We start from the raw sequence: 18,426 nt of genomic DNA, 5'->3' as shown, positions 1-18,426 counted from the left end.
ATGTATTTTTGTAGCTCAATTCAATGGGTCAATGCATAAGCAAATTAGTAGTGTACAAAATAGTTGGGTAAAGTCTTTAGTTGCATTAAGTGAGAAATCTAAAAATAGAAAACAAACAAAGACTTTTATTGTAGAAGGAAGAAGAGAAGTATCGCTTGCACTAGAGGGAGGTTTTGAGTTAAAACAATTGGTTTACTATACCGATATACTACCCAAAGATTTTGATGTATTATCTCTAAATGCAGAGGAGTATATAGAAGTTAGTAAAGAGGTGTATGAAAAAGTAGCTTATAGAGGTTCTACAGAAGGGGTGCTTGCAGTTGTAAAAGAGAAAAATCTTACATTAGACAGCTTGCATTTTAACACAGAAACTCCTTTAATTTTAGTTGCAGAAGCTCCAGAAAAACCAGGGAATATAGGAGCTATGTTACGAACTGCAGATGCTGCAAACATAGATGCTGTGTTAATAGCAAATCCTAAAACAGATTTATTCAACCCAAATATTGTACGTTCTAGTGTAGGATGTTTATTCACAAATCAGGTGGTAACAGGAACGACTCAGGAAATTTTATTGTATCTTCAAAAACAAAAAATTGATACCTACGCTGCTGCGCTAAAAGAAGACTCAGAATATTATCACGAACAAGATTTTACCAAGGCTACCGCAATTGTTGTGGGTACAGAAGCTGTAGGTTTAAGTGAGGATTGGTTGGAGCAAGCAAACAAAAAAATTATCATTCCAATGTTAGGAAAAATAGACTCTATGAACGTGTCTGTTGCTGCTGGCGTTTTAATGTATGAAGCTAAAAGACAAAGAAAATTTAAATAGATGTCAGGGAACCTACTTTTTATAATTATTATAGCCATTTTATTGATTTCCTATTTAAAAGAAGAACTCATCGGTTATGTAAATGCGAAACATTTTAACGATCCCGTTCCAGAAGAGTTAAACGATGTATACGATACTGAAGCCTATCAAAAATCACAACAATACAAACTAGAAAAATATAAGTTTTTAACTTTTTCGGGTATTTTTTCTATTGCCACTACTTTGTTGTTTTTTGTACTTGGAGGAGTTGCTTTTGTAGAGCAGGTAAGTTTACAAATAACAAACCATGTTATTTTTCAGAGCTTAGTATTTATGGGGATTATTGGTTTGGCTGTTTCGTTGGTACAAGTACCTTTTGATTATTATCACACTTTTGTGATAGAACAGAAATATGGTTTTAACAAAAGCACCAAAAAAATATTTTGGACAGATAAAATTAAAAGTGCTTTTATGTCTGCCATTATAGGGGGGCTTATGTTGTATTTGGTTACTTGGTTGTATTTAAAAATGGGGAATAATTTTTGGTTTTATACATGGGTTATATTCTCTGTATTTTCATTATTTATGACCATGTTCTACTCTAATTTAATAGTTCCGTTATTTAACAAACAAACTCCATTAGAAGAAGGAGGTTTAAGAACCAAATTAGAGGTATATGCAAAAAAACAAGGATTTAAATTAAGCAATATATACGTTATTGATGGTTCTAAAAGAAGTACCAAAGCCAATGCGTATTTTACGGGATTTGGGCCTAACAAAAGAATTGTTCTATACGATACACTAATCAACGATTTATCGGAAGAAGAAATTGTAGCCGTTTTTGCACACGAAGTTGGACATTACAAAAGAAAACATACAATTTATAATTTATTGCTGTCTTTATGTTTAACAGGGCTAACTCTATATATTATGGGAGCTTTGTTGGGGAATCCTATATTGGCAAAGGCTTTTAATGTAGAAAAGAGTAGTTTTCATATAGGATTGTTGGCTTTTGGGATTTTATATAGTCCTATTTCTGAAGCAACAGGTTTGTTTATGAATATCATGTCTAGGAAATTTGAATACCAAGCGGATAATTTTGCCAAAGAAACCTATGCAAGCGAACCCTTAATAACATCGCTTAAAAAACTGTCTAAGAATAGTTTGAGCAATTTAACACCACACAAATGGAATGTGTTTTTTAATTATTCACATCCTACCTTGTTACAGAGAGTTTTGAATTTAAAAAATCCTCGTAATTCTTAGAGAAAATCACTATATTTAATAACAGGAACATAGAAATTTACTGATGACTTCAATTGGATAGTTATCAGTAATTTTTGTTTTAAAAACTACTACTGTTATATGGGATACGTAATTGATACAGAGCTAGAGAATAAAGAAATATCGCGCAGGTATAAAGATTTATTAAAAGACAGTTATCAGCATTTGTCCGAGGGTGATAAGAAGCTGATACGGAAAGCTTTTGATGTTGCGGTAGAGGCTCATAGCGAGCAACGAAGAAAGTCTGGAGAACCTTACATTTACCATCCAATCGCTGTTGCAAAAATTGTTGCTTCGGAGATTGGTCTGGGAGCCATTTCTATTGCAGCTGCATTGTTACACGATGTGGTAGAGGATACTGACTATACCATAGAAGATATGGAACGTTTGTTTGGTGAGAAAATTGCCAAAATTGTAAACGGCCTAACTAAGATCTCTCGTATGAGTAAGGATCAAATGGTTTCTATTCAGGCAGAGAATTTCCGTAAAATGCTATTAACGTTGAATGATGATGTTCGTGTAATTTTAATAAAAATTGCAGATCGTTACCATAACATGCAAACCTTGGGAGCTATGCCTTCTCATAAACAGGTTAGAATTGCATCGGAGACCTTATATATCTACGCACCTTTAGCACATAGATTAGGGCTCTTTAATATAAAAACTGAACTAGAAGATTTAGGGTTAAAGTATACCGAGCCAGAAGTTTATAAGGATATTGAAGAAAAGATAATTGCAAACAAAGACAATCAGTTAGACTATATAGACAACTTTTCTTCTAAAATTAGCGATCGTTTAAGAGCGCAAAATTTTAGTTTTGAGATAAAGGGTAGAACAAAGTCTATTTTCTCTATTAGAAAGAAAATGAGATCTCAAGGTGTTCGTTACGAAGAAGTATACGATAAGTTTGCCATTCGAATTATTTACGATCCTAAAGAAGATGAAAAGTTTGATGCATGGAAAATTTATTCGATTGTAACCGACAATTACCGTCCAAACCCAAGTAGATTAAGAGATTGGATTTCTCAGCCTAAAACAACGGGTTACGAAGCATTGCACATTACGGTAATGGGCCCAGAAGGACGATGGGTAGAGGTTCAGGTGCGTTCTAGAAGAATGAACGAGATTGCAGAAAAAGGATATGCGGCTCACTTTAAGTACAAACAAGGAAATGTAACTGAAAGTGGTTTAGAGGATTGGTTAAATAAATTAAAAGACACATTAGAAAATCATAGTTCTAATAGTGCTGTAGATTTTGTAGAAGATTTTAAACTAAATCTATACTCAAAAGAAATTTATGTGTTTACTCCCAAAGGGGATATTAAATCCTTGCCCAAAGGATCTTCTGCTTTAGATTTTGCCTTTAGCGTGCATACAGATGTAGGATTAAAATGTAGAGGAGTAAAAGTAAATGGTAAATTAACTCCTTTAGATAGGGTTTTAAATAGTGGAGATCAGATAGAGGTAATGACTTCTGAAAACCAAAAACCGTCTGAAAGATGGTTGACTTTTGTAGTTACAGCAAGAGCAAGAGCTAAAATTAGAGCAGCCTTAAAAGAGGAAGAGAAGAAAGTTGCCGAGGAAGGTAAAGAAATTTTAAGACGTAAATTAAGACATTTAAAGTTAGACCCTTCTGATAAAAACTTAGGAGCAATGGTTTCTTTCTTTAAGTTAAAAACTACGTTCGATTTGTTTTACAGAATAGGAGTCGGAACGATAGACAATGCTCAAATACGAAATTTTGTAAATCAACGTACCAGTACTTTTGCTAAGTTATTTAGACGTACCAAGTCAGACCCAGCTAAGATTGTTAAAAAAGAGGAAATTAATACCAATTACGATACCTTGTTGTTTGGTAATGACAATGAAAAGTTAGAATACACTTATGCAAAATGTTGTAACCCTATTCCTGGAGATAAGGTATTTGGGTTTTTAACCATTAATGAGGGAATAAAAATTCATAAAAATAATTGTCCTAATGCCATAAGCTTACAGTCCAACTACGGATATAGGATTATGAAAGCTACTTGGGTAGATTCTACCAAGCAAGAATATAAAGTAACGCTTAGCATAAAAGGAGAAGACGAACAAGGAATTTTGGGGAGCATTACTAAGATTATTTCTAATAACAATAATGTAAATATTAATAATCTAAGTATAAATGGAGATGGAAGTCTGTTTGAAGGACAGGTGACAATTACCATTCCAAACAAAACAAAATTAACCAAGGTAATCAATCAATTACAAGAAATTAAAGGGGTAACCAAAGTAAAGCGTATAATTTAGAAAAAAAACAATTCTTTTGTAGAATCGATACAAAATAAAAGTTAAATTTGCACCTTGCTGTTTTTAAACAACATTAGTTATGGATACTAAACAGAAAAATCAAGAAACCGTTAAGAATGTGTTTGTAAAGTTTTTAGAAACTAACAAACATCGTAAAACGCCTGAGCGTTTTGCAATCTTGCAGGAAATTTACGATTTGGAAGAACATTTTGATATTGAGTCTTTGTACATCAATATGAAAAACAAGAAGTATCGTGTAAGTAGAGCTACGCTTTACAATACAATAGAACTATTGTTAGAGTGTGGTTTGGTAAGAAGACATCAGTTTGGACAAAACCAAGCACATTACGAAAAGAGTTTTTTCGACAAACAGCACGATCATTTAATTTTGGATGATGGAGAAGTAATTGAGTTTTGTGACCCAAGAATTCAGACCATCAAAAAAACCATAGAAGATGTTTTTGGAGTAGAAATAGACAAGCATTCGCTGTATTTCTACGGAAAACGTAAAGAAAAATAGAAATATACATTTAATAGTAAGATGGCGGTAGATTTATTATTAGGATTGCAGTGGGGAGATGAAGGTAAGGGAAAGATAGTTGACGTATTAACTCAGAATTATAACTTAATATCTCGTTTTCAAGGAGGGCCTAATGCAGGACACACATTAATTTTTGATGGGCACAAACATGTGTTACACACTATTCCTTCTGGAATATTCCACAAAGAAGCACTTAATGTCGTTGGAAACGGAGTGGTTATAGACCCAGTAATTTTTAACAACGAATTAGACGGTTTGTCTAAATTTGATGTAGACTTTAAAAAAGTGTTGTTAATTTCTAGAAAAGCACACTTAATTTTACCTACGCACCGATTGTTAGATGCGGCTTCTGAGAAAGCAAAAGGTAAAGATAAAATAGGATCTACCTTAAAAGGTATTGGACCAACTTACATGGACAAAACAGGACGTAACGGAATGCGTGTTGGAGATTTGGAGTTGGACAACTGGAAAGAAATTTTTGAAAAGTTAACTCAGAAACACATAAAAATGATTGATTTTTATGGTGTGGATTTAGAGTACAACTTAGATGAGTTAAGAGACTGTTTCTTTAAGAGTGTAGAGAAATTAAAAGAATTGACTTTTATTGATAGTGAGGAGTATTTACACCAAGCTATTAAAGCAGATAAAAAGATTTTAGCAGAAGGAGCACAAGGTTCTTTATTAGATGTTGATTTTGGAACGTATCCATTTGTAACATCTTCTAACACCACTGCTGCTGGAGCTTGTACAGGTTTAGGAGTTGCTCCTAACCAAATTGGAGAAGTTTACGGAATCTTTAAAGCATATACTACGCGTGTAGGTTCTGGACCTTTCCCTACTGAATTGTTTGATGAGGACGGAGCTACTATGGCAAAAGTAGGACATGAATTTGGTGCTACAACTGGTCGTCCAAGAAGATGTGGATGGTTAGATATGGTAGCGTTAAAGTATGCTTGTCAGGTAAACGGAGTTACACAGTTAAACATGATGAAAGCAGATGTATTGTCTGGTTTTGAAACGTTAAAAGTGTGTACAGCTTACGAATATAAAGGAGAGGTTATTAAACATTTCCCATACAATATTGAGCCAGAAAACGTAAAACCAATCTACACAGAATTAAAAGGTTGGAAAGCGGATTTAACAGAAATGGATTCTAAAGATCAGTTCCCACAAGAGTTAAACGATTATGTTGACTTTATTGAGAAAGAAACTGGAATTAAGATTTCTATTGTTTCTGTAGGACCAGATAGAAAGCAAACAATTTTAATGTAAGAATTAAAATATAAGATACTACTAAAAAGCTCAGGTGAAAACCTGAGCTTTTTTGGTTTTAGAGATGTATATTTAACCTATGAATAAGAAGTTAAAAACAATTATTGGAATTATTATCAGCCTAGTTTACCTAAGTTCACTTTTCCAAGAATGTTACTTAGTGTATAATGAACCTTCAGTTGGTTCATATGGGTTGATTGCCTTTTTGTTGGGGTGGTTAAATTCAGATATTAAAGGACTTATATGGTTGGCTAATCCATTATTTATAATTTCTTTGATTTTGTATCTCAAATCAAAGAAGAAAAGATTGGCTCTGATGTTATAAATAATCGCTACAGCTTTGGCTTTGTCTTTTATGAGTTTGGATGAGATTATACTCAGTGAAAGTGGTGAGATAGATTATATCACTGGATATTTAAATGGTTATTGGTGTTGGTTAGCCTCAATTTCTCTTCTTAGTTTAGTACTGTTAATTGATTTTATATTGAATATCATAAAGAACAAAAAAAGCCTAGACAATTAAAAGGTCTAGGCTTTGTAATTTTGTAAAAGAAAGAACTTAGTGTTTAATCAACAAAGCAACAATTTCATTCCCTGGAATAATTACTTTTTGTGCTTCTTTACCATCCATTTCTAGTTTAAAACTAGTAGCTTTTTCATTTGGATTTTGAATCAGTACTTTGATATCTCCATTTGGTGCTTTTACAGCAATCATAGGGTAACTCCCCCTGTTTAGTGCTGCAATTCGTTTATCACCTGGTTGAATGAATTTACTAATGATGTACATAGCATTGTAATCAGGATTGTAAACTACTTCTTTAGTCGTTCTGTTAATGTTGATTAACGAGTTTTGAGGCCAGTCCCAAGCACTTTTAGTGGTCTCGTTTAAAACCATATTCCAGTAGCTGTAAGCTGTACATCCTGCGTTGATATACCCAGCAACTTCGTCTAAACGAGTCATTGCTTGTTCGGTAGTATTTTTACCATTGTAACACCTACCTTCTGTGTGGAACATTTTTAAACCAGGAACCAGTCTAGTTGCATCGTTTAAGATAACAGAGCTAGTGTATTGAATTCCGACACCATCTATACCTTCAATGTCTTGTAATTGTGTAAAATCCATCAAGTCCATTTGGTCAGAAGCTCTTAAAGTTCCTGCATAGATTCCTGTTTTTAACTTACTTTTTTTGAATTGAGGAATCATAAATTCATTGGCAAATGCCACCATTTCTTTTGCTCTAAATGCGTTACTGGTGTATTTGGTATTTGCATCGTTTTCATTCTGAATACAGATTCTATCTATGGTAACTCCTTCTTTAGCATAAGCCTTTACGTACTTAGCAAAGTACAAAGCATATGCAGCCATGATTTTCTTGTCTGTTTTCATGGTATTTGGTTTCTTCGTCAAACCGGTCATAGACTCGTTTTGTTTCATCCATGCGGGTGGACTCCAAGGAGATGCAAAAATGGTAAGATCTTTATTAATAGCTACAGCACCTTTTAAATAAGGAAGCACGTATTTTTTATCTCTATTAATAGAGAAGTGTTTCATTTTGTAATCGTTTGGAACATTAGAATAGCTATAAGCATCAAGTCCAAAGTCACTTGCCCCAATAGCAGTTCTACAAAACGTAAAAGCTCCTTTTTCTTTAGAAAACAAGTTCTCTAATACTTCTTTTTGACCTTTTTTATCTAGTGATAGCAATGCTTCACCACCATTTTCATTAAAAGCTCCTCCAATACCCTCTATGGTTTGGAATTCAACCTCTGGCTTAAGGTAAATTAGATTTTTCCAATTCCCTTTTGCTTTGGGCTGATTTTGATTTACTTCATAGATAGGTGATTTATTTCCTTGTTCTAATTTTGTTGCCCATACTTTTACAGCTAGTTTTTCTTGTGAAAAAAGAGATGCTGAAAAAGCAAATGCTAGCATTATTATTGCTTTCTTTCTAATCATAATCATATAGATGTTAAAAATTATATTTTAGTTTTAGGTGGATTTTCTACTTGCAATTTAGCTTGTATTTAATTGTTTTTGGGCAATAGATAATTTAAACACTAATCGATTTGTACTGAACCTTAGGTTGTACAATGATAGCTGAGGTTCAGTAGGGGTTTTAAATAAAAAATGACAGCTTAGAAAGCTGTCATTATATATGATTGGTTTTTAGTGTGTAAGGTTATAAATCTTCTCTAGCAACATTGTTGTTTAATAAAAAGTCGTTTAAAGAGTCTAATGTCTTATCACCTAGTATGATTATTTTGTCTTGTTTAAACTGAATTTTTCCGTTTTGTAGTTGTAAGACTTTTGTTTTACCTGAGTAGTTTCCAGATTCATTTTCTGGTGCTTCAGTAGATTGTACATTGGTGTTTAACCAAATGTTTTGATCTTTGTTTTTTGCTTGAATTTTATTTTTATGCAGTGTTCCAAAGTATCCAAACTCATCTTTGGCAACAACTCTACCATCAAAGTGAAATAAATAACCGTAAAATTTAGAAGTTTCTTGTTGGTAAAGCGTATAAATTCCTGGAGCTATTGCTCCTCCAAAATAATACCACACTTTATTTATTTTTACCAATCCTTCTTTGTATGATGATATTTTATCTTCTTTTTTTAAGGACTTTAGAAAGTCTTTATCGTAGTTCTGTACTTCAATACTTTTGGTGTTTAAATCGTATACTAAAGTTTTTGTACTGTTGTTTGGGTACGTTATTAGTTTCCCATTACCTCTGGGCAAAGAAACATGTTCAAAATGCGTAGCTATTTTGTTGAATTGATTTAATTCTGGAAGTTTAAAACTTTCTTTAGTTTTAGCGTTAAAACATAAAATTTCGTAGGGATTTTGTTCCTGATCTAAAAGTAAAGTATAACCATCAAAAGACTTTACATCTTTGTAGGTGTCTGCGGGTATTATAATACTTCCATTGTCGGATAGAATTCCATAAAAATCCCCTTTTTTATAAATAGCAAAACCATTCTTATCAAAAGGAAGTACTTTCTCTATATCAAGTGTGAGTCGATTGGCTTGTTTTTTCCAAACCATTTTTAAAGAATCAATACGTTTTAACTCTTTATTTCTAGCAATCTGAGCTAATCTTTGTGCCTCATTCACTTTACTAATGCTGTCTAGTTTTTCTTCTATAGTTACATAAAGTTCAAGCTGTTGCTCGTATTTTAAAGAATCCTTTTTAGAAGAAATTTTAAAGTAATGTTTCGCATACTGTTGAGCTACCATTAGATTACCCAACCTAAAGTTTATAAGAGTTCCCAATCGGTCTACTTCTTCGTTTTTAATAGTATCTAATAGTATTACTGCTTTGTTAAAGTGCTTTTCAGCATCCGAAATATTATTTGAGGTAAATTCTCTATCTGCTTTTTTTATATAAACTCCGGCAATCTCTTCATTGGTTTGAGCAAAACTTATGTTTAGGCAGAAAATAGAAAGAAAAAATAAGGTGTTTTTCATGTTGAATAAATCGGGGTTTTTGATTTTGTTTTTAAGAATGAAACTACAAAAAAATACTTGTTTGTACAATCGTACTTAAGTTTTATAAACGCTTTAGTAAGATTAAAATTGTGTTTGGAATTTGTCTTCTAGAGTAAATAGTTAAACAATAAAAGGAGATGATGTTCTTAAAGTTAGGGGGGGATAGCCTTTTTTAAGATTTGTAAAACCTTATGTGCAACAAATCAAATAATTAAGTAATTAGTATTGTAGTACATTGTTCAAACAAACAAATAAATCCTAATGAGAAAAGCTATTGTAATAGCAATCCTATTTGCGTTGAATTCACTTTCTACACGTGCTCAAAAATTAAAAAATACGAAACCTAGTATTTTGTTGATAATGACAGATGATCAGGGTCAGCATTTATCATATACGGGTCATCCTTATTTGGAGACACCAAACATAGATGCATTTGCTAAAAAGTCAACAAGATTTACAGATTTTCATGTAAGTCCAACCTGTTCCCCAACAAGATCGGCTATTATGAGTGGAAGGCATGAGTTTAGAAACGGTGTTACAGGAACGGTGAGAGAAAGGGAGTTGTTAGATATAGAAGCAACTTTGTTTCCAGAGTTATTGAAAAAAGCAGGATATAGAACAGGTATATTTGGAAAGTGGCATTTAGGGGATATAAAAGAGTACCGACCTATGCAAAGAGGGTTTACAGAGTCTTTAATTCATGGAGCCGGAGGAATAGGACAGTTTTACCCTGGAAGTTGTGCAGATTTTCCAGAGAATAAGGAAAAGGATAAGCTAAGGTATTTTAATAATGTTTTATTACATAATGAGGAAGTTGTAAGAACAAAAGGGTATTGTACAGACGTTTTTTTTGATGCAGCATGGTCTTTTATGAAGAAAAACATAGAGCAAAAGAAACCGTTTTTTACTTATTTAGCTACCAATACTCCTCATGCACCAAATTTTGCAAAACAGGAAAATATAGATAGGATAAAAGAGCGTTATCCTAATTTAAAACAAAAACTGAAGAAATATCCAAAAATAAAGGTAGAAAGCATTGTCAACTATTTTGCAATGATAGAAAATATTGATGATAATTTTGGGAAATTAATGAAGCGTTTGACTGATGCTGGGGCTTTAGATAATACCTTAATCATTTTTACAACAGATAATGGTGTTACAAAGAAAAATGGAGGAAGCGATATTTTTAATGCAGGGTTTAAAACAGGTAAAGGGAGTCCGCAAGAAGGTGGTGGACATGTTCCTTGTTTTTGGTTCTGGAAAGGCAAACTACAAGAGAATGTAGATGTAAAAGCTTTAACAGCTCACATAGATTTATATAAAACTTTTTGTGAATTAACAGGGACAAAAATTCCTAACAATATTCAAGAGTTAGAAGGCCGTTCCTTAGTTCCTTTATTACAAAATCCAAAAGCAGAGTGGGAGGATAGAATTCTATATCACACAGTAGGAAGATGGAAGCCAGGAGTTGCTCCTGTAAGAGATGCAAGGTGGGGAGTGCGTACTCAAAAATGGAGATTGGTTACAGGAAATAAGTTATTCGATATAGAAAATGACCCCAAAGAAGATCATAATGTCATTAGTGAACATCCAGAGGTAGCCAAAAAGCTTTTAAAGCAATATCATCTTTGGTGGGAGCAAACACTGCCTTTTTTAATAAACGAAAATAGAACATGGAAAGGGGATGCTCCTTATGTAAAATTATATAAAGAGGCTAAGAAAAAAGGGATTCCGTATTGGAACCCTTTGAACTAGAAAGTTAGCAATCAAAGCCAATAAATAAGCATCTATATGACTGCTATGAATGTAAATTTTATGAGTATCAACTCTAAGAAGAAAATAAAAAACAAGAAGAAACCTAAAACGAATTAAGAATGAAAACTAAAACATTATTACTCTTACTTTTGGTAACTATTCAGTTTGTTTACTCACAAAAGAAAAACAAACAGCCTAATATTGTATTAATGATGTGCGATGATTTAGGTTGGGGAGATACTGGTTTTAATGGAAACAAAATCATTAAAACTCCTCATTTAGATCAAATGGCTAAAGAGGGAGCGAAATTAACTCATTTTTATTCTATAGGGCCTGTTTGTTCTCCAACAAGAGCTTCTTTTATAACGGGAAGACATTATTATCGTCATGGAATATGGTCGGCAAACGTGGGGCACTTACCTAAGGAAGAACATACAATTGCATCTATTTTAAAAGCAAAGGGCTATGCTACAGGGCACTTTGGGAAGTGGCATTTAGGAACTTTAAGCAAAACAATTTCTGCTAAAGGACCAAAGCGAAAGCCAGCGGTTAATTATGCTCCTCCTGCCTGGTATGGATATGATGAATCTTTTGTAACAGAATCTGCGGTTTGTACTTGGGATCCAGGATCTGGAAAAAGAGCCAAAAACAATCCTTATTATTACAATGGAGTACCAGAAATGGAAAATGTAAAAGGAGATGATTCAAGGGTAATGATGGATAGAATTATTCCTTTTATCCAGAAATCGGTTAAAGAAGACAAGCCTTTTGTAACCGTTATTTGGTTTCATGCTCCTCATGAAGATATTAAAGCGGGTCCTGAATATTTAAAAATTTATAAAGAATACGGGCAAGCAGCACATTATTACGGTTGTATTACTGCTATGGATGAGCAAGTGGGGAGATTAAGAGATGAGTTAAAGCGTTTGGGAGTAGCTAATAATACGGCTTTGTTTTTTACCAGTGATAATGGACCAGAAGGAGGGATACCTAAAGACAGAATGAAAACCAAAAGAGCTGGAAGTACAGGTGAGTTTAGTGGGAGAAAAAGAAGTGTTTTAGATGGAGGTGTACGTGTGCCTGGACTGGCATTAATTCCGGGAATTACTAAAAAAGGAAGTACGATAGATATTCCTATGTCTGTTTTAGATTATTTGCCAACAGTTTGTGAATTTACCAACACAGAACTACCTAAAGAAAGGGTTTATGATGGAGAAAACGTTCTACCAATTTTAAAGGGAAAACAAAAAAGACATAAGAAAGCTATTCCTTTTCGTTTTAGAGAGTATGCATGTTTGGTGGAGGGTAAATTTAAGTTGATTATAAATTCAACAACCAATACTAAGGACGATCGTTTGTTCGATTTGTCTAAGGATGTAAAAGAGCAAAATAATGTAGTAGCTAATTATCCAAAAAAGGTAAAGAAGATGAGAGCTAAAATAGCTGAATTCTTAATGTCTGCTGAGAATACGCATAAAGGAGGAGAATATAAAACAGCTAATTATAAACCAACAAATTCTTGGGTGAAATTGGGTAGTTTTACTCCAAAAATGAAAAAGAAAGAAAAAGGGAAGAAAAAAGAATAACGGAATAGTATAGAAACAAAGAGTAATGTAGTAGCTCTCTGTTTCTATAGATCTTATTTTTACTGTTAATGTAAAAATGGCATTGTGCTTGTTAAGCAATTATGCAACAAAGATTTCCAGAATAAAGGGAATAAAGTATCTTTGCTCGCGTATGAAAAAAACAATTGTATTTAAAATTCTTTTTTTGTTGTTAATTCCTTTCTTAGGAGTAGCACAGTCTCATAAAATCAAGATTTTGCATTCAGATCAAACGTATGCAAATCTAAAAAAGTACCCAGGGGCTACTGTGCTAAATGGTGCTGTTAAAGTAAAGCATCAGGGGGCTATTCTTACGTGTAAAAAAGCTTTGTTCTATAAAAAGGATAATAAAATTTACGCTTATGGAGATGTTTTTATCAACCAAGCAGATACCTTAACACAGGCAAGTGATCACCTACAGTACGATGGAGATACACAAAAAGGATTGTCTTGGGGAAAAGTAATTGTAAAGGATAATGATATTACCTTAACTACAGATACTTTACACTTTAATAGAGAGACCCAAATAATGCACTACGATTGTTTTGGTACTATTGTAAATAAAGAAAATACTTTAACAAGTGTTGTTGGAGAATATTTTGCCAATGATAAGAAGTTAACTGCAAAACAAAACGTAAAGGTGGTAAATCCGGATATGACATTAAAAACTGGTCATATGGATTATTACACACAGTCTGGAAGAACCCATTTGTATGGACCTTCTACTATTGACAACAAGGACAGTGATTTATACACCGAAAGAGGAATTTACGATACTAGATTGTCTTTAGGGTATTTGTTAAAGAATTCAAAAATATACCATCAAGATAGCGAGATAGAAGGAGATAGTTTGTTTTACAATGAGGAAACTAATTTTGCATCGGGTACGGGGAATTTAATAATAACAGATACAGTTAATAATATTATTGTTACAGGAGATTATGGGGAGATTTACAGAGCGAAAGATTCTATCATTGTTTCAGAAAAACCGATGGCAATATCTATTGTAGATTTAGACTCTATGTTTATACATGGAGATTTACTATCTGTAACAGGGCCAGAAAACGATAAGGTAATGCGAGTGTACAATCATGTAAAAATCTTTAAGTCAGATTTAAGTGGTAAATGCGATTCTTTGGTTACCTATCAAGGAAAAGGAATTACAGAAATGTATGTGAATCCTGTTTTATGGTCGGATAACAATCAGATAACAGGAGATAGCATTCGTTTGATTAATAATGCGGAAACAAATAAGTTAGATTCTTTAAACATTATCAGAAATGCATTGATTGTGCAAAAAGATAGTGCTGGGTACAATCAAATTCAGGGAAAGAATATGTTTGGTAAATTTATAGACCAAAAATTAAGCAGCTTATTGGCCAAAGGTAATGGAGCAGTTATTAACTATGCTCGAGATGAAAGAGGGATTCTAAATGCTATTATGGATATAGAGTGTAGTAACATAAGATTCTCTTTAAAGGATAATAGAATTCAAGAAATTTTATTTTTAAAAAAGCCAGAAGGAAAAACGTATCCACCATCGCAATACCCAAAAGACAAAGGGAAGTTAAAAGGCTTTATTTGGAGAGACGATGAGAAGCCGTTAAAAAAAGAAGATATATTTGTTCATGACTAGTTTAAAAGACGATTTTTTCAGACATCAGGCTCAGACCACACCCCACTCGTTAGCATTAGAAATTGTTAAGGCAGAAGGATCTTATGTGTATGGAGCAGATGGAAAAGCGTATTTAGACTTTATAGCTGGAGTGTCTGCTAATAGTTTAGGTCATAATCATCCTAGAGTTTCCAAAGCAATAAAAGATCAGGTAGATGCTTATACACATGTAATGGTATACGGAGAGTTTATACAGCAACCACAAACAGAGCTGTGTAAGCTATTAAGTGATTTGTTACCAGACAATTTAAATACAGTGTATTTGGTTAACTCGGGAACAGAAGCTACAGAAGGAGCTTTAAAATTAGCCAAACGAGTAACGGGAAGAGCAGAAATAGTTGCTGCTAAAAATGCGTATCATGGAAACACGCAAGGTGCTATGAGTGTGTGTGGAGCAGAAGAACAAAACAGTGCTTTTAGACCTTTAATTCCTGGAGTTAAATTCATTCAGTTTAACGACGAAAAGGAATTGGAAAAGATTACAGAAGATACTGCTGGGGTTATTCTAGAGACAATACAGGGAGGTGCTGGTTTTATAGAACCAAAGAACAATTTTCTAACGAAAGTAAGAAAAAGATGTGATGAAGTTGGTGCTTTGTTGATTTTGGATGAAATACAATCGGGAGTAGGTAGAACAGGAAAGCTATTTGGTTTTGAAAATTACGATTGTGTACCAGATATCTTAATTACAGGTAAAGGGTTAGGAGGTGGAATGCCAATAGGAGCCTTTATTAGTGATTTTAAGTTGCTAGAGAAATTACAAAATCAGCCTAAGTTAGGTCATATCACTACTTTTGGAGGACATCCTGTAATTGCGGCTGCTGCCTTGGCTACTTTACAAGAAATAACCGAAACCAATTTAATGGAGGAAGCTCTTAGAAAAGAGCAATTATTTAGAACTTGTTTGGTACATCCAGCCATTAAAGAAATTAGAGGAAAAGGGTTGATGTTAGCTTTAATTTTTGAGAATGATCAACTAGCTACCGATGTAGTTTTAAAATGTATGGATAAAGGATTGTTACTATTCTTTTTATTGTACGAAAAAAAAGCAGCTAGAATCAGTCCGCCTTTAACAATCTCTGATGAGGAGATTAAAAAAGGTTGTGCTATTATTTTAGAAGTAATAGATAGTTTAGTCTAAAGGATTGATTTTAGAATAGACAGAAATACTAATAAAACGACCCTCTTTAATTTCACAATCTTTCATGGTGCCTTCGTAAGAGAAATTTAGTTTTTCTATAGCAGAGATGCATTTTTGATTCTCAGATTCAACAAACCCTTCAATTCTATGAAGTTTTAAAGAATTGAAACCATAGTTACAAATGCAGTTCATTCCCTCTTTCATAATTCCTTTTCCCCAATGCTCTGGTAGGAGCCAGAAACCAATTTCGGCTTTTTTGTGAGTGTGTTCCCAGTTGTTAAAACCACCAGCACCCAAAAAAGCACCATTTTTTTTAGCTTCTATAGCCTACCAAATTCCAGATTCTTCTTTTTCTAGTTGTTGAAACCATTGAATTTGTTCCTTTGTTTTTTCTAAAGAAGTAAAATTAATTCCATAGTACTTTATTACTTCTGGATGAGATAAACCTTTGAATACATGGTTAAGATCTTCCATAGAAAACTGCCTAAGAATTAGTCTTTCTGTTTCTAAGATGGGGAAAGAATTCTCCATAGTTTATTAAGAAATATATTATTTAAAACACAGAGCAGCAGCACCAATAATACCAGCGTTGTTACCTAAAGTAGCCAATCTAATGTCTAAATTGTTTGTGTAGTAGTCTGGAAGTCTATCTGTTAAAACCTTCATCATGTTTTTTTCTACAATGTGAAATGTTTTACTTACTCCACCACCAATAAAAACGGTTTTAAGGTCTAGAATTCTAATGGTAGAGACTAAGGCTTCTCCTAAAATAGTTCCAACATATTCAAAAATTTTAACAGCAACAGGTTCGTTGTCAAGTGCACCTAGTACAATATCTTTTGCTAAAAGCGTATTTGGGTTGTATGCAGAGGTATTCCCTTTTTTAATTTCTTCTAATACCATTTCTACCAAAGCAGCTTTTCCCATATTTTCTTCCGCAGTTTTACCGTTAGAACTAATAATATGACCTGCTTCCATGGCATTACCTTCACCACCTTTAAAAATTTTACCATCTAAGACAGCTGCACTTCCTAAACCGGTACCTAGAGTCATGAATAAAAAATCTTGAGGAACTTCTGTTTTTGCAAAGTGTAATTCGCCCAAAGCCGCAGCATTTGCATCGTTTTCTAAAAAGAAAGAGATATTAGGATATGTTTTTTGTAAAATAGGAATTAGTTCTACACCATTAAATTCAGGAATATTAGCCATAAAAACAGTACTTAAACGATTTTTAGAGATCATACCTGGTACAGCAATTCCTACTTTGTTAATTTCAGGACTCTTATTTAATTCACTTCCAATTTGTTTTACAAATTCATTAATAAAGTCTCCTGTATTTCTTAAGTCTGCTGTTGTGTGTTTTACTTTTTCTAAGAGTTTTCCTTTTTTGTTTACAATTCCGTACTTAATGCTTGTTCCACCAACATCAATTCCTAGATATTTTTCCATTTTCTATTGTATTTTTTTCAACAAATATTCTTCTATTTAAGCTAAATATAAGGAAATCTTAAAACCTAATAGTTTTGATTTAGAAAATATCTATAGATAGCCCATAAATTATTTGTAGCACATAAATAAAACTGTATTTTTGTGGCACTAAATTTTATAAAATGGCAACTATTCAAGAGCTAAAAGATTTTACACAACAAGTAAGAAGAGATATTGTACGTATGGTAAGTGCTGTAAATTCTGGTCACCCAGGAGGGTCTTTAGGATGTGCAGAGTATATTACTGTTTTGTATCAAGAAATTATGAAGTACGATGCTTCTAATTTTGAGATGGATGGAAAAGGTGAAGATTTATTCTTTTTATCAAACGGTCACATTTCTCCTGTATTTTATAGTGTTTTAGCTCGTAGTGGGTATTTTCCAGTATCAGAATTAGCTACATTCCGTTTGTTAGATTCTAGATTACAAGGGCACCCAACAACTCACGAAGGTTTACCAGGTATTAGAATTGCTTCTGGATCTTTAGGACAAGGAATGAGTGTTGCAATTGGAGCTGCTCAAGCTAAGAAGTTAAACGGAGACGATAGAATCGTTTACAGTTTACATGGAGATGGAGAGTTGCAAGAAGGGCAAAACTGGGAGGCAATTATGTATGCAGGTGGTAAAGGTGTAGATAACTACATTGCTGCTGTAGATGTAAACCTTAAGCAGATTGATGGAACTACTGATGAGGTATTACCTTTAGGAAGTTTAAAAGCTAAGTTTGAAGCTTTCGGATGGGAAGTTTTAGAAGTAAAAGCAGGAAACGATATAGAAGCTATTATTGCAGGAATTAAAGAAGCGCAAGCATTAACTGGAAATGGAAAACCAGTTTGTATTTTATTATACACAGAGATGGGGAACGGAGTTGACTTTATGATGCATACACACGCATGGCATGGTAAAGCACCAAATGCTGAGCAGTTAGAAGATGCTTTATCTCAAAACCCAGCAACTTTAGGAGATTACTAAGATTCAGTCTTATAAAAATATTAAAGAGCCTAGCAGAAATGCTAGGCTCTTTTTGTTTTATAAACTATCTGTAAGGATTTGTCTTAAAATGAATACTTTAGTAATACAACTAA

The 18,426-nt window shown here is 33.3% G+C and carries 15 protein-coding genes; 10 read left to right on the top strand and 5 right to left on the bottom strand.

The window, feature by feature from the left end; genetic code table 11:
* Positions 1-31 precede the first annotated feature (31 nt).
* The 5 genes from ACXHHC_RS06435 (at position 32) to ACXHHC_RS06415 (ending at position 6,191) form a co-directional block, all read left to right on the top strand.
* Positions 32-829 carry a TrmH family RNA methyltransferase gene (locus ACXHHC_RS06435; protein WP_458228812.1) on the top strand — a complete coding sequence of 266 codons (798 nt, stop codon included), beginning with the start codon at positions 32-34 and terminating at the stop codon, positions 827-829.
* The gene (locus ACXHHC_RS06430; protein ID WP_458228811.1) at positions 830-2,074 is read left to right on the top strand and encodes a M48 family metallopeptidase; all 1,245 of its coding nucleotides are present in this window, start codon (positions 830-832) and stop codon (positions 2,072-2,074) included. It begins immediately after the preceding gene.
* Positions 2,075-2,173: 99 nt separating this feature from the next.
* The gene (locus tag ACXHHC_RS06425; RefSeq protein ID WP_458228810.1) at positions 2,174-4,378 is read left to right on the top strand and encodes a RelA/SpoT family protein; all 2,205 of its coding nucleotides are present in this window, start codon (positions 2,174-2,176) and stop codon (positions 4,376-4,378) included.
* A 79-nt stretch (positions 4,379-4,457) separates the two neighbouring features.
* On the top strand, positions 4,458-4,898 hold the full coding sequence (locus ACXHHC_RS06420) for a Fur family transcriptional regulator (RefSeq protein ID WP_458228809.1): 441 nt from the start codon (positions 4,458-4,460) through the stop codon (positions 4,896-4,898).
* A gap of 21 nt (positions 4,899-4,919) precedes the next feature.
* Positions 4,920-6,191, top strand: a complete 1,272-nt coding sequence (locus ACXHHC_RS06415) for an adenylosuccinate synthase (RefSeq protein ID WP_458228808.1) — start codon at positions 4,920-4,922, stop codon at positions 6,189-6,191.
* A 559-nt stretch (positions 6,192-6,750) separates the two neighbouring features.
* On the opposite strand, the gene ACXHHC_RS06410 is transcribed toward ACXHHC_RS06415, so the two are convergent.
* Together ACXHHC_RS06410 and ACXHHC_RS06405 are read right to left on the bottom strand one after the other, a co-directional pair.
* Positions 6,751-8,148, bottom strand: coding sequence for a glycoside hydrolase family 30 protein (locus ACXHHC_RS06410; protein ID WP_458228807.1), 1,398 nt, complete (start codon positions 8,146-8,148; stop codon positions 6,751-6,753).
* Between the two features lie 223 nt (positions 8,149-8,371).
* Positions 8,372-9,658 carry a hypothetical protein gene (locus tag ACXHHC_RS06405; RefSeq protein ID WP_458228806.1) on the bottom strand — a complete coding sequence of 429 codons (1,287 nt, stop codon included), beginning with the start codon at positions 9,656-9,658 and terminating at the stop codon, positions 8,372-8,374.
* Between the two features lie 282 nt (positions 9,659-9,940).
* Here ACXHHC_RS06405 and ACXHHC_RS06400 point away from each other — a divergent pair, with 282 nt between their 5' ends.
* The 4 genes from ACXHHC_RS06400 (at position 9,941) to ACXHHC_RS06385 (ending at position 15,854) form a co-directional block, all read left to right on the top strand.
* Positions 9,941-11,434 (top strand): arylsulfatase, encoded by a 1,494-nt coding sequence (locus tag ACXHHC_RS06400; RefSeq protein WP_458228805.1) that lies wholly within the window; start codon positions 9,941-9,943, stop codon positions 11,432-11,434.
* 119 nt (positions 11,435-11,553) lie between these two features.
* The gene (locus ACXHHC_RS06395) at positions 11,554-13,020 is read left to right on the top strand and encodes a sulfatase family protein (RefSeq protein ID WP_458228804.1); all 1,467 of its coding nucleotides are present in this window, start codon (positions 11,554-11,556) and stop codon (positions 13,018-13,020) included.
* Between the two features lie 151 nt (positions 13,021-13,171).
* Positions 13,172-14,674, top strand: coding sequence for an OstA-like protein (locus ACXHHC_RS06390; RefSeq protein WP_458228803.1), 1,503 nt, complete (start codon positions 13,172-13,174; stop codon positions 14,672-14,674).
* Positions 14,667-15,854, top strand: a complete 1,188-nt coding sequence (locus ACXHHC_RS06385) for an aspartate aminotransferase family protein (RefSeq protein WP_458228802.1) — start codon at positions 14,667-14,669, stop codon at positions 15,852-15,854. The genes ACXHHC_RS06390 and ACXHHC_RS06385 overlap by 8 nt, the downstream gene beginning before the upstream one ends.
* Here ACXHHC_RS06385 and ACXHHC_RS06380 read toward each other — a convergent pair.
* From ACXHHC_RS06380 to ACXHHC_RS06370, 3 genes are read right to left on the bottom strand one after another with little or no spacing between them, the layout of a single operon-like run.
* Positions 15,846-16,178: a GNAT family N-acetyltransferase gene (locus ACXHHC_RS06380; protein ID WP_458229234.1), complete on the bottom strand. Its 333-nt coding sequence runs from the start codon at positions 16,176-16,178 to the stop codon at positions 15,846-15,848. The genes ACXHHC_RS06385 and ACXHHC_RS06380 overlap by 9 nt on opposite strands.
* 3 nt (positions 16,179-16,181) lie before the next feature.
* Positions 16,182-16,385, bottom strand: a complete 204-nt coding sequence (locus ACXHHC_RS06375) for a GNAT family N-acetyltransferase (RefSeq protein WP_458228801.1) — start codon at positions 16,383-16,385, stop codon at positions 16,182-16,184.
* Between the two features lie 18 nt (positions 16,386-16,403).
* Entirely contained in the window at positions 16,404-17,303 is a 900-nt protein-coding gene (locus tag ACXHHC_RS06370) for an ROK family protein (RefSeq protein WP_458228800.1), read from the bottom strand.
* Positions 17,304-17,464: 161 nt separating this feature from the next.
* Between ACXHHC_RS06370 and ACXHHC_RS06365 the strand changes: the two genes are divergently transcribed.
* Positions 17,465-18,313 (top strand): transketolase, encoded by an 849-nt coding sequence (locus tag ACXHHC_RS06365; protein ID WP_458228799.1) that lies wholly within the window; start codon positions 17,465-17,467, stop codon positions 18,311-18,313.
* Positions 18,314-18,426: the final 113 nt, after the last annotated feature.

The organism is Wenyingzhuangia sp. IMCC45574 (assembly GCF_054182685.1).
Note: the sequence above shows the minus strand (reverse complement) of the source record. Positions and strands in the feature narration are given on the sequence as shown.

Bases quoted from the DNA above. Each gene is read 5' to 3' on its own strand.
- ACXHHC_RS06375 (WP_458228801.1), bottom strand. From the start codon at position 16,385: ATGGAGAATTCTTTCCCCATCTTAGAAACAGAAAGACTAATTCTTAGG.
- ACXHHC_RS06415 (WP_458228808.1), top strand. From the start codon at position 4,920: ATGGCGGTAGATTTATTATTAGGATTGCAGTGGGGAGATGAAGGTAAG.
- ACXHHC_RS06395 (WP_458228804.1), top strand. From the start codon at position 11,554: ATGAAAACTAAAACATTATTACTCTTACTTTTGGTAACTATTCAGTTT.
- ACXHHC_RS06400 (WP_458228805.1), top strand. From the start codon at position 9,941: ATGAGAAAAGCTATTGTAATAGCAATCCTATTTGCGTTGAATTCACTT.
- ACXHHC_RS06405 (WP_458228806.1), bottom strand. From the start codon at position 9,658: ATGAAAAACACCTTATTTTTTCTTTCTATTTTCTGCCTAAACATAAGT.
- ACXHHC_RS06370 (WP_458228800.1), bottom strand. From the start codon at position 17,303: ATGGAAAAATATCTAGGAATTGATGTTGGTGGAACAAGCATTAAGTAC.
- ACXHHC_RS06385 (WP_458228802.1), top strand. From the start codon at position 14,667: ATGACTAGTTTAAAAGACGATTTTTTCAGACATCAGGCTCAGACCACA.
- ACXHHC_RS06435 (WP_458228812.1), top strand. From the start codon at position 32: ATGCATAAGCAAATTAGTAGTGTACAAAATAGTTGGGTAAAGTCTTTA.
- ACXHHC_RS06390 (WP_458228803.1), top strand. From the start codon at position 13,172: ATGAAAAAAACAATTGTATTTAAAATTCTTTTTTTGTTGTTAATTCCT.
- ACXHHC_RS06430 (WP_458228811.1), top strand. From the start codon at position 830: ATGTCAGGGAACCTACTTTTTATAATTATTATAGCCATTTTATTGATT.
- ACXHHC_RS06420 (WP_458228809.1), top strand. From the start codon at position 4,458: ATGGATACTAAACAGAAAAATCAAGAAACCGTTAAGAATGTGTTTGTA.
- ACXHHC_RS06410 (WP_458228807.1), bottom strand. From the start codon at position 8,148: ATGATTAGAAAGAAAGCAATAATAATGCTAGCATTTGCTTTTTCAGCA.
- ACXHHC_RS06365 (WP_458228799.1), top strand. From the start codon at position 17,465: ATGGCAACTATTCAAGAGCTAAAAGATTTTACACAACAAGTAAGAAGA.
- ACXHHC_RS06425 (WP_458228810.1), top strand. From the start codon at position 2,174: ATGGGATACGTAATTGATACAGAGCTAGAGAATAAAGAAATATCGCGC.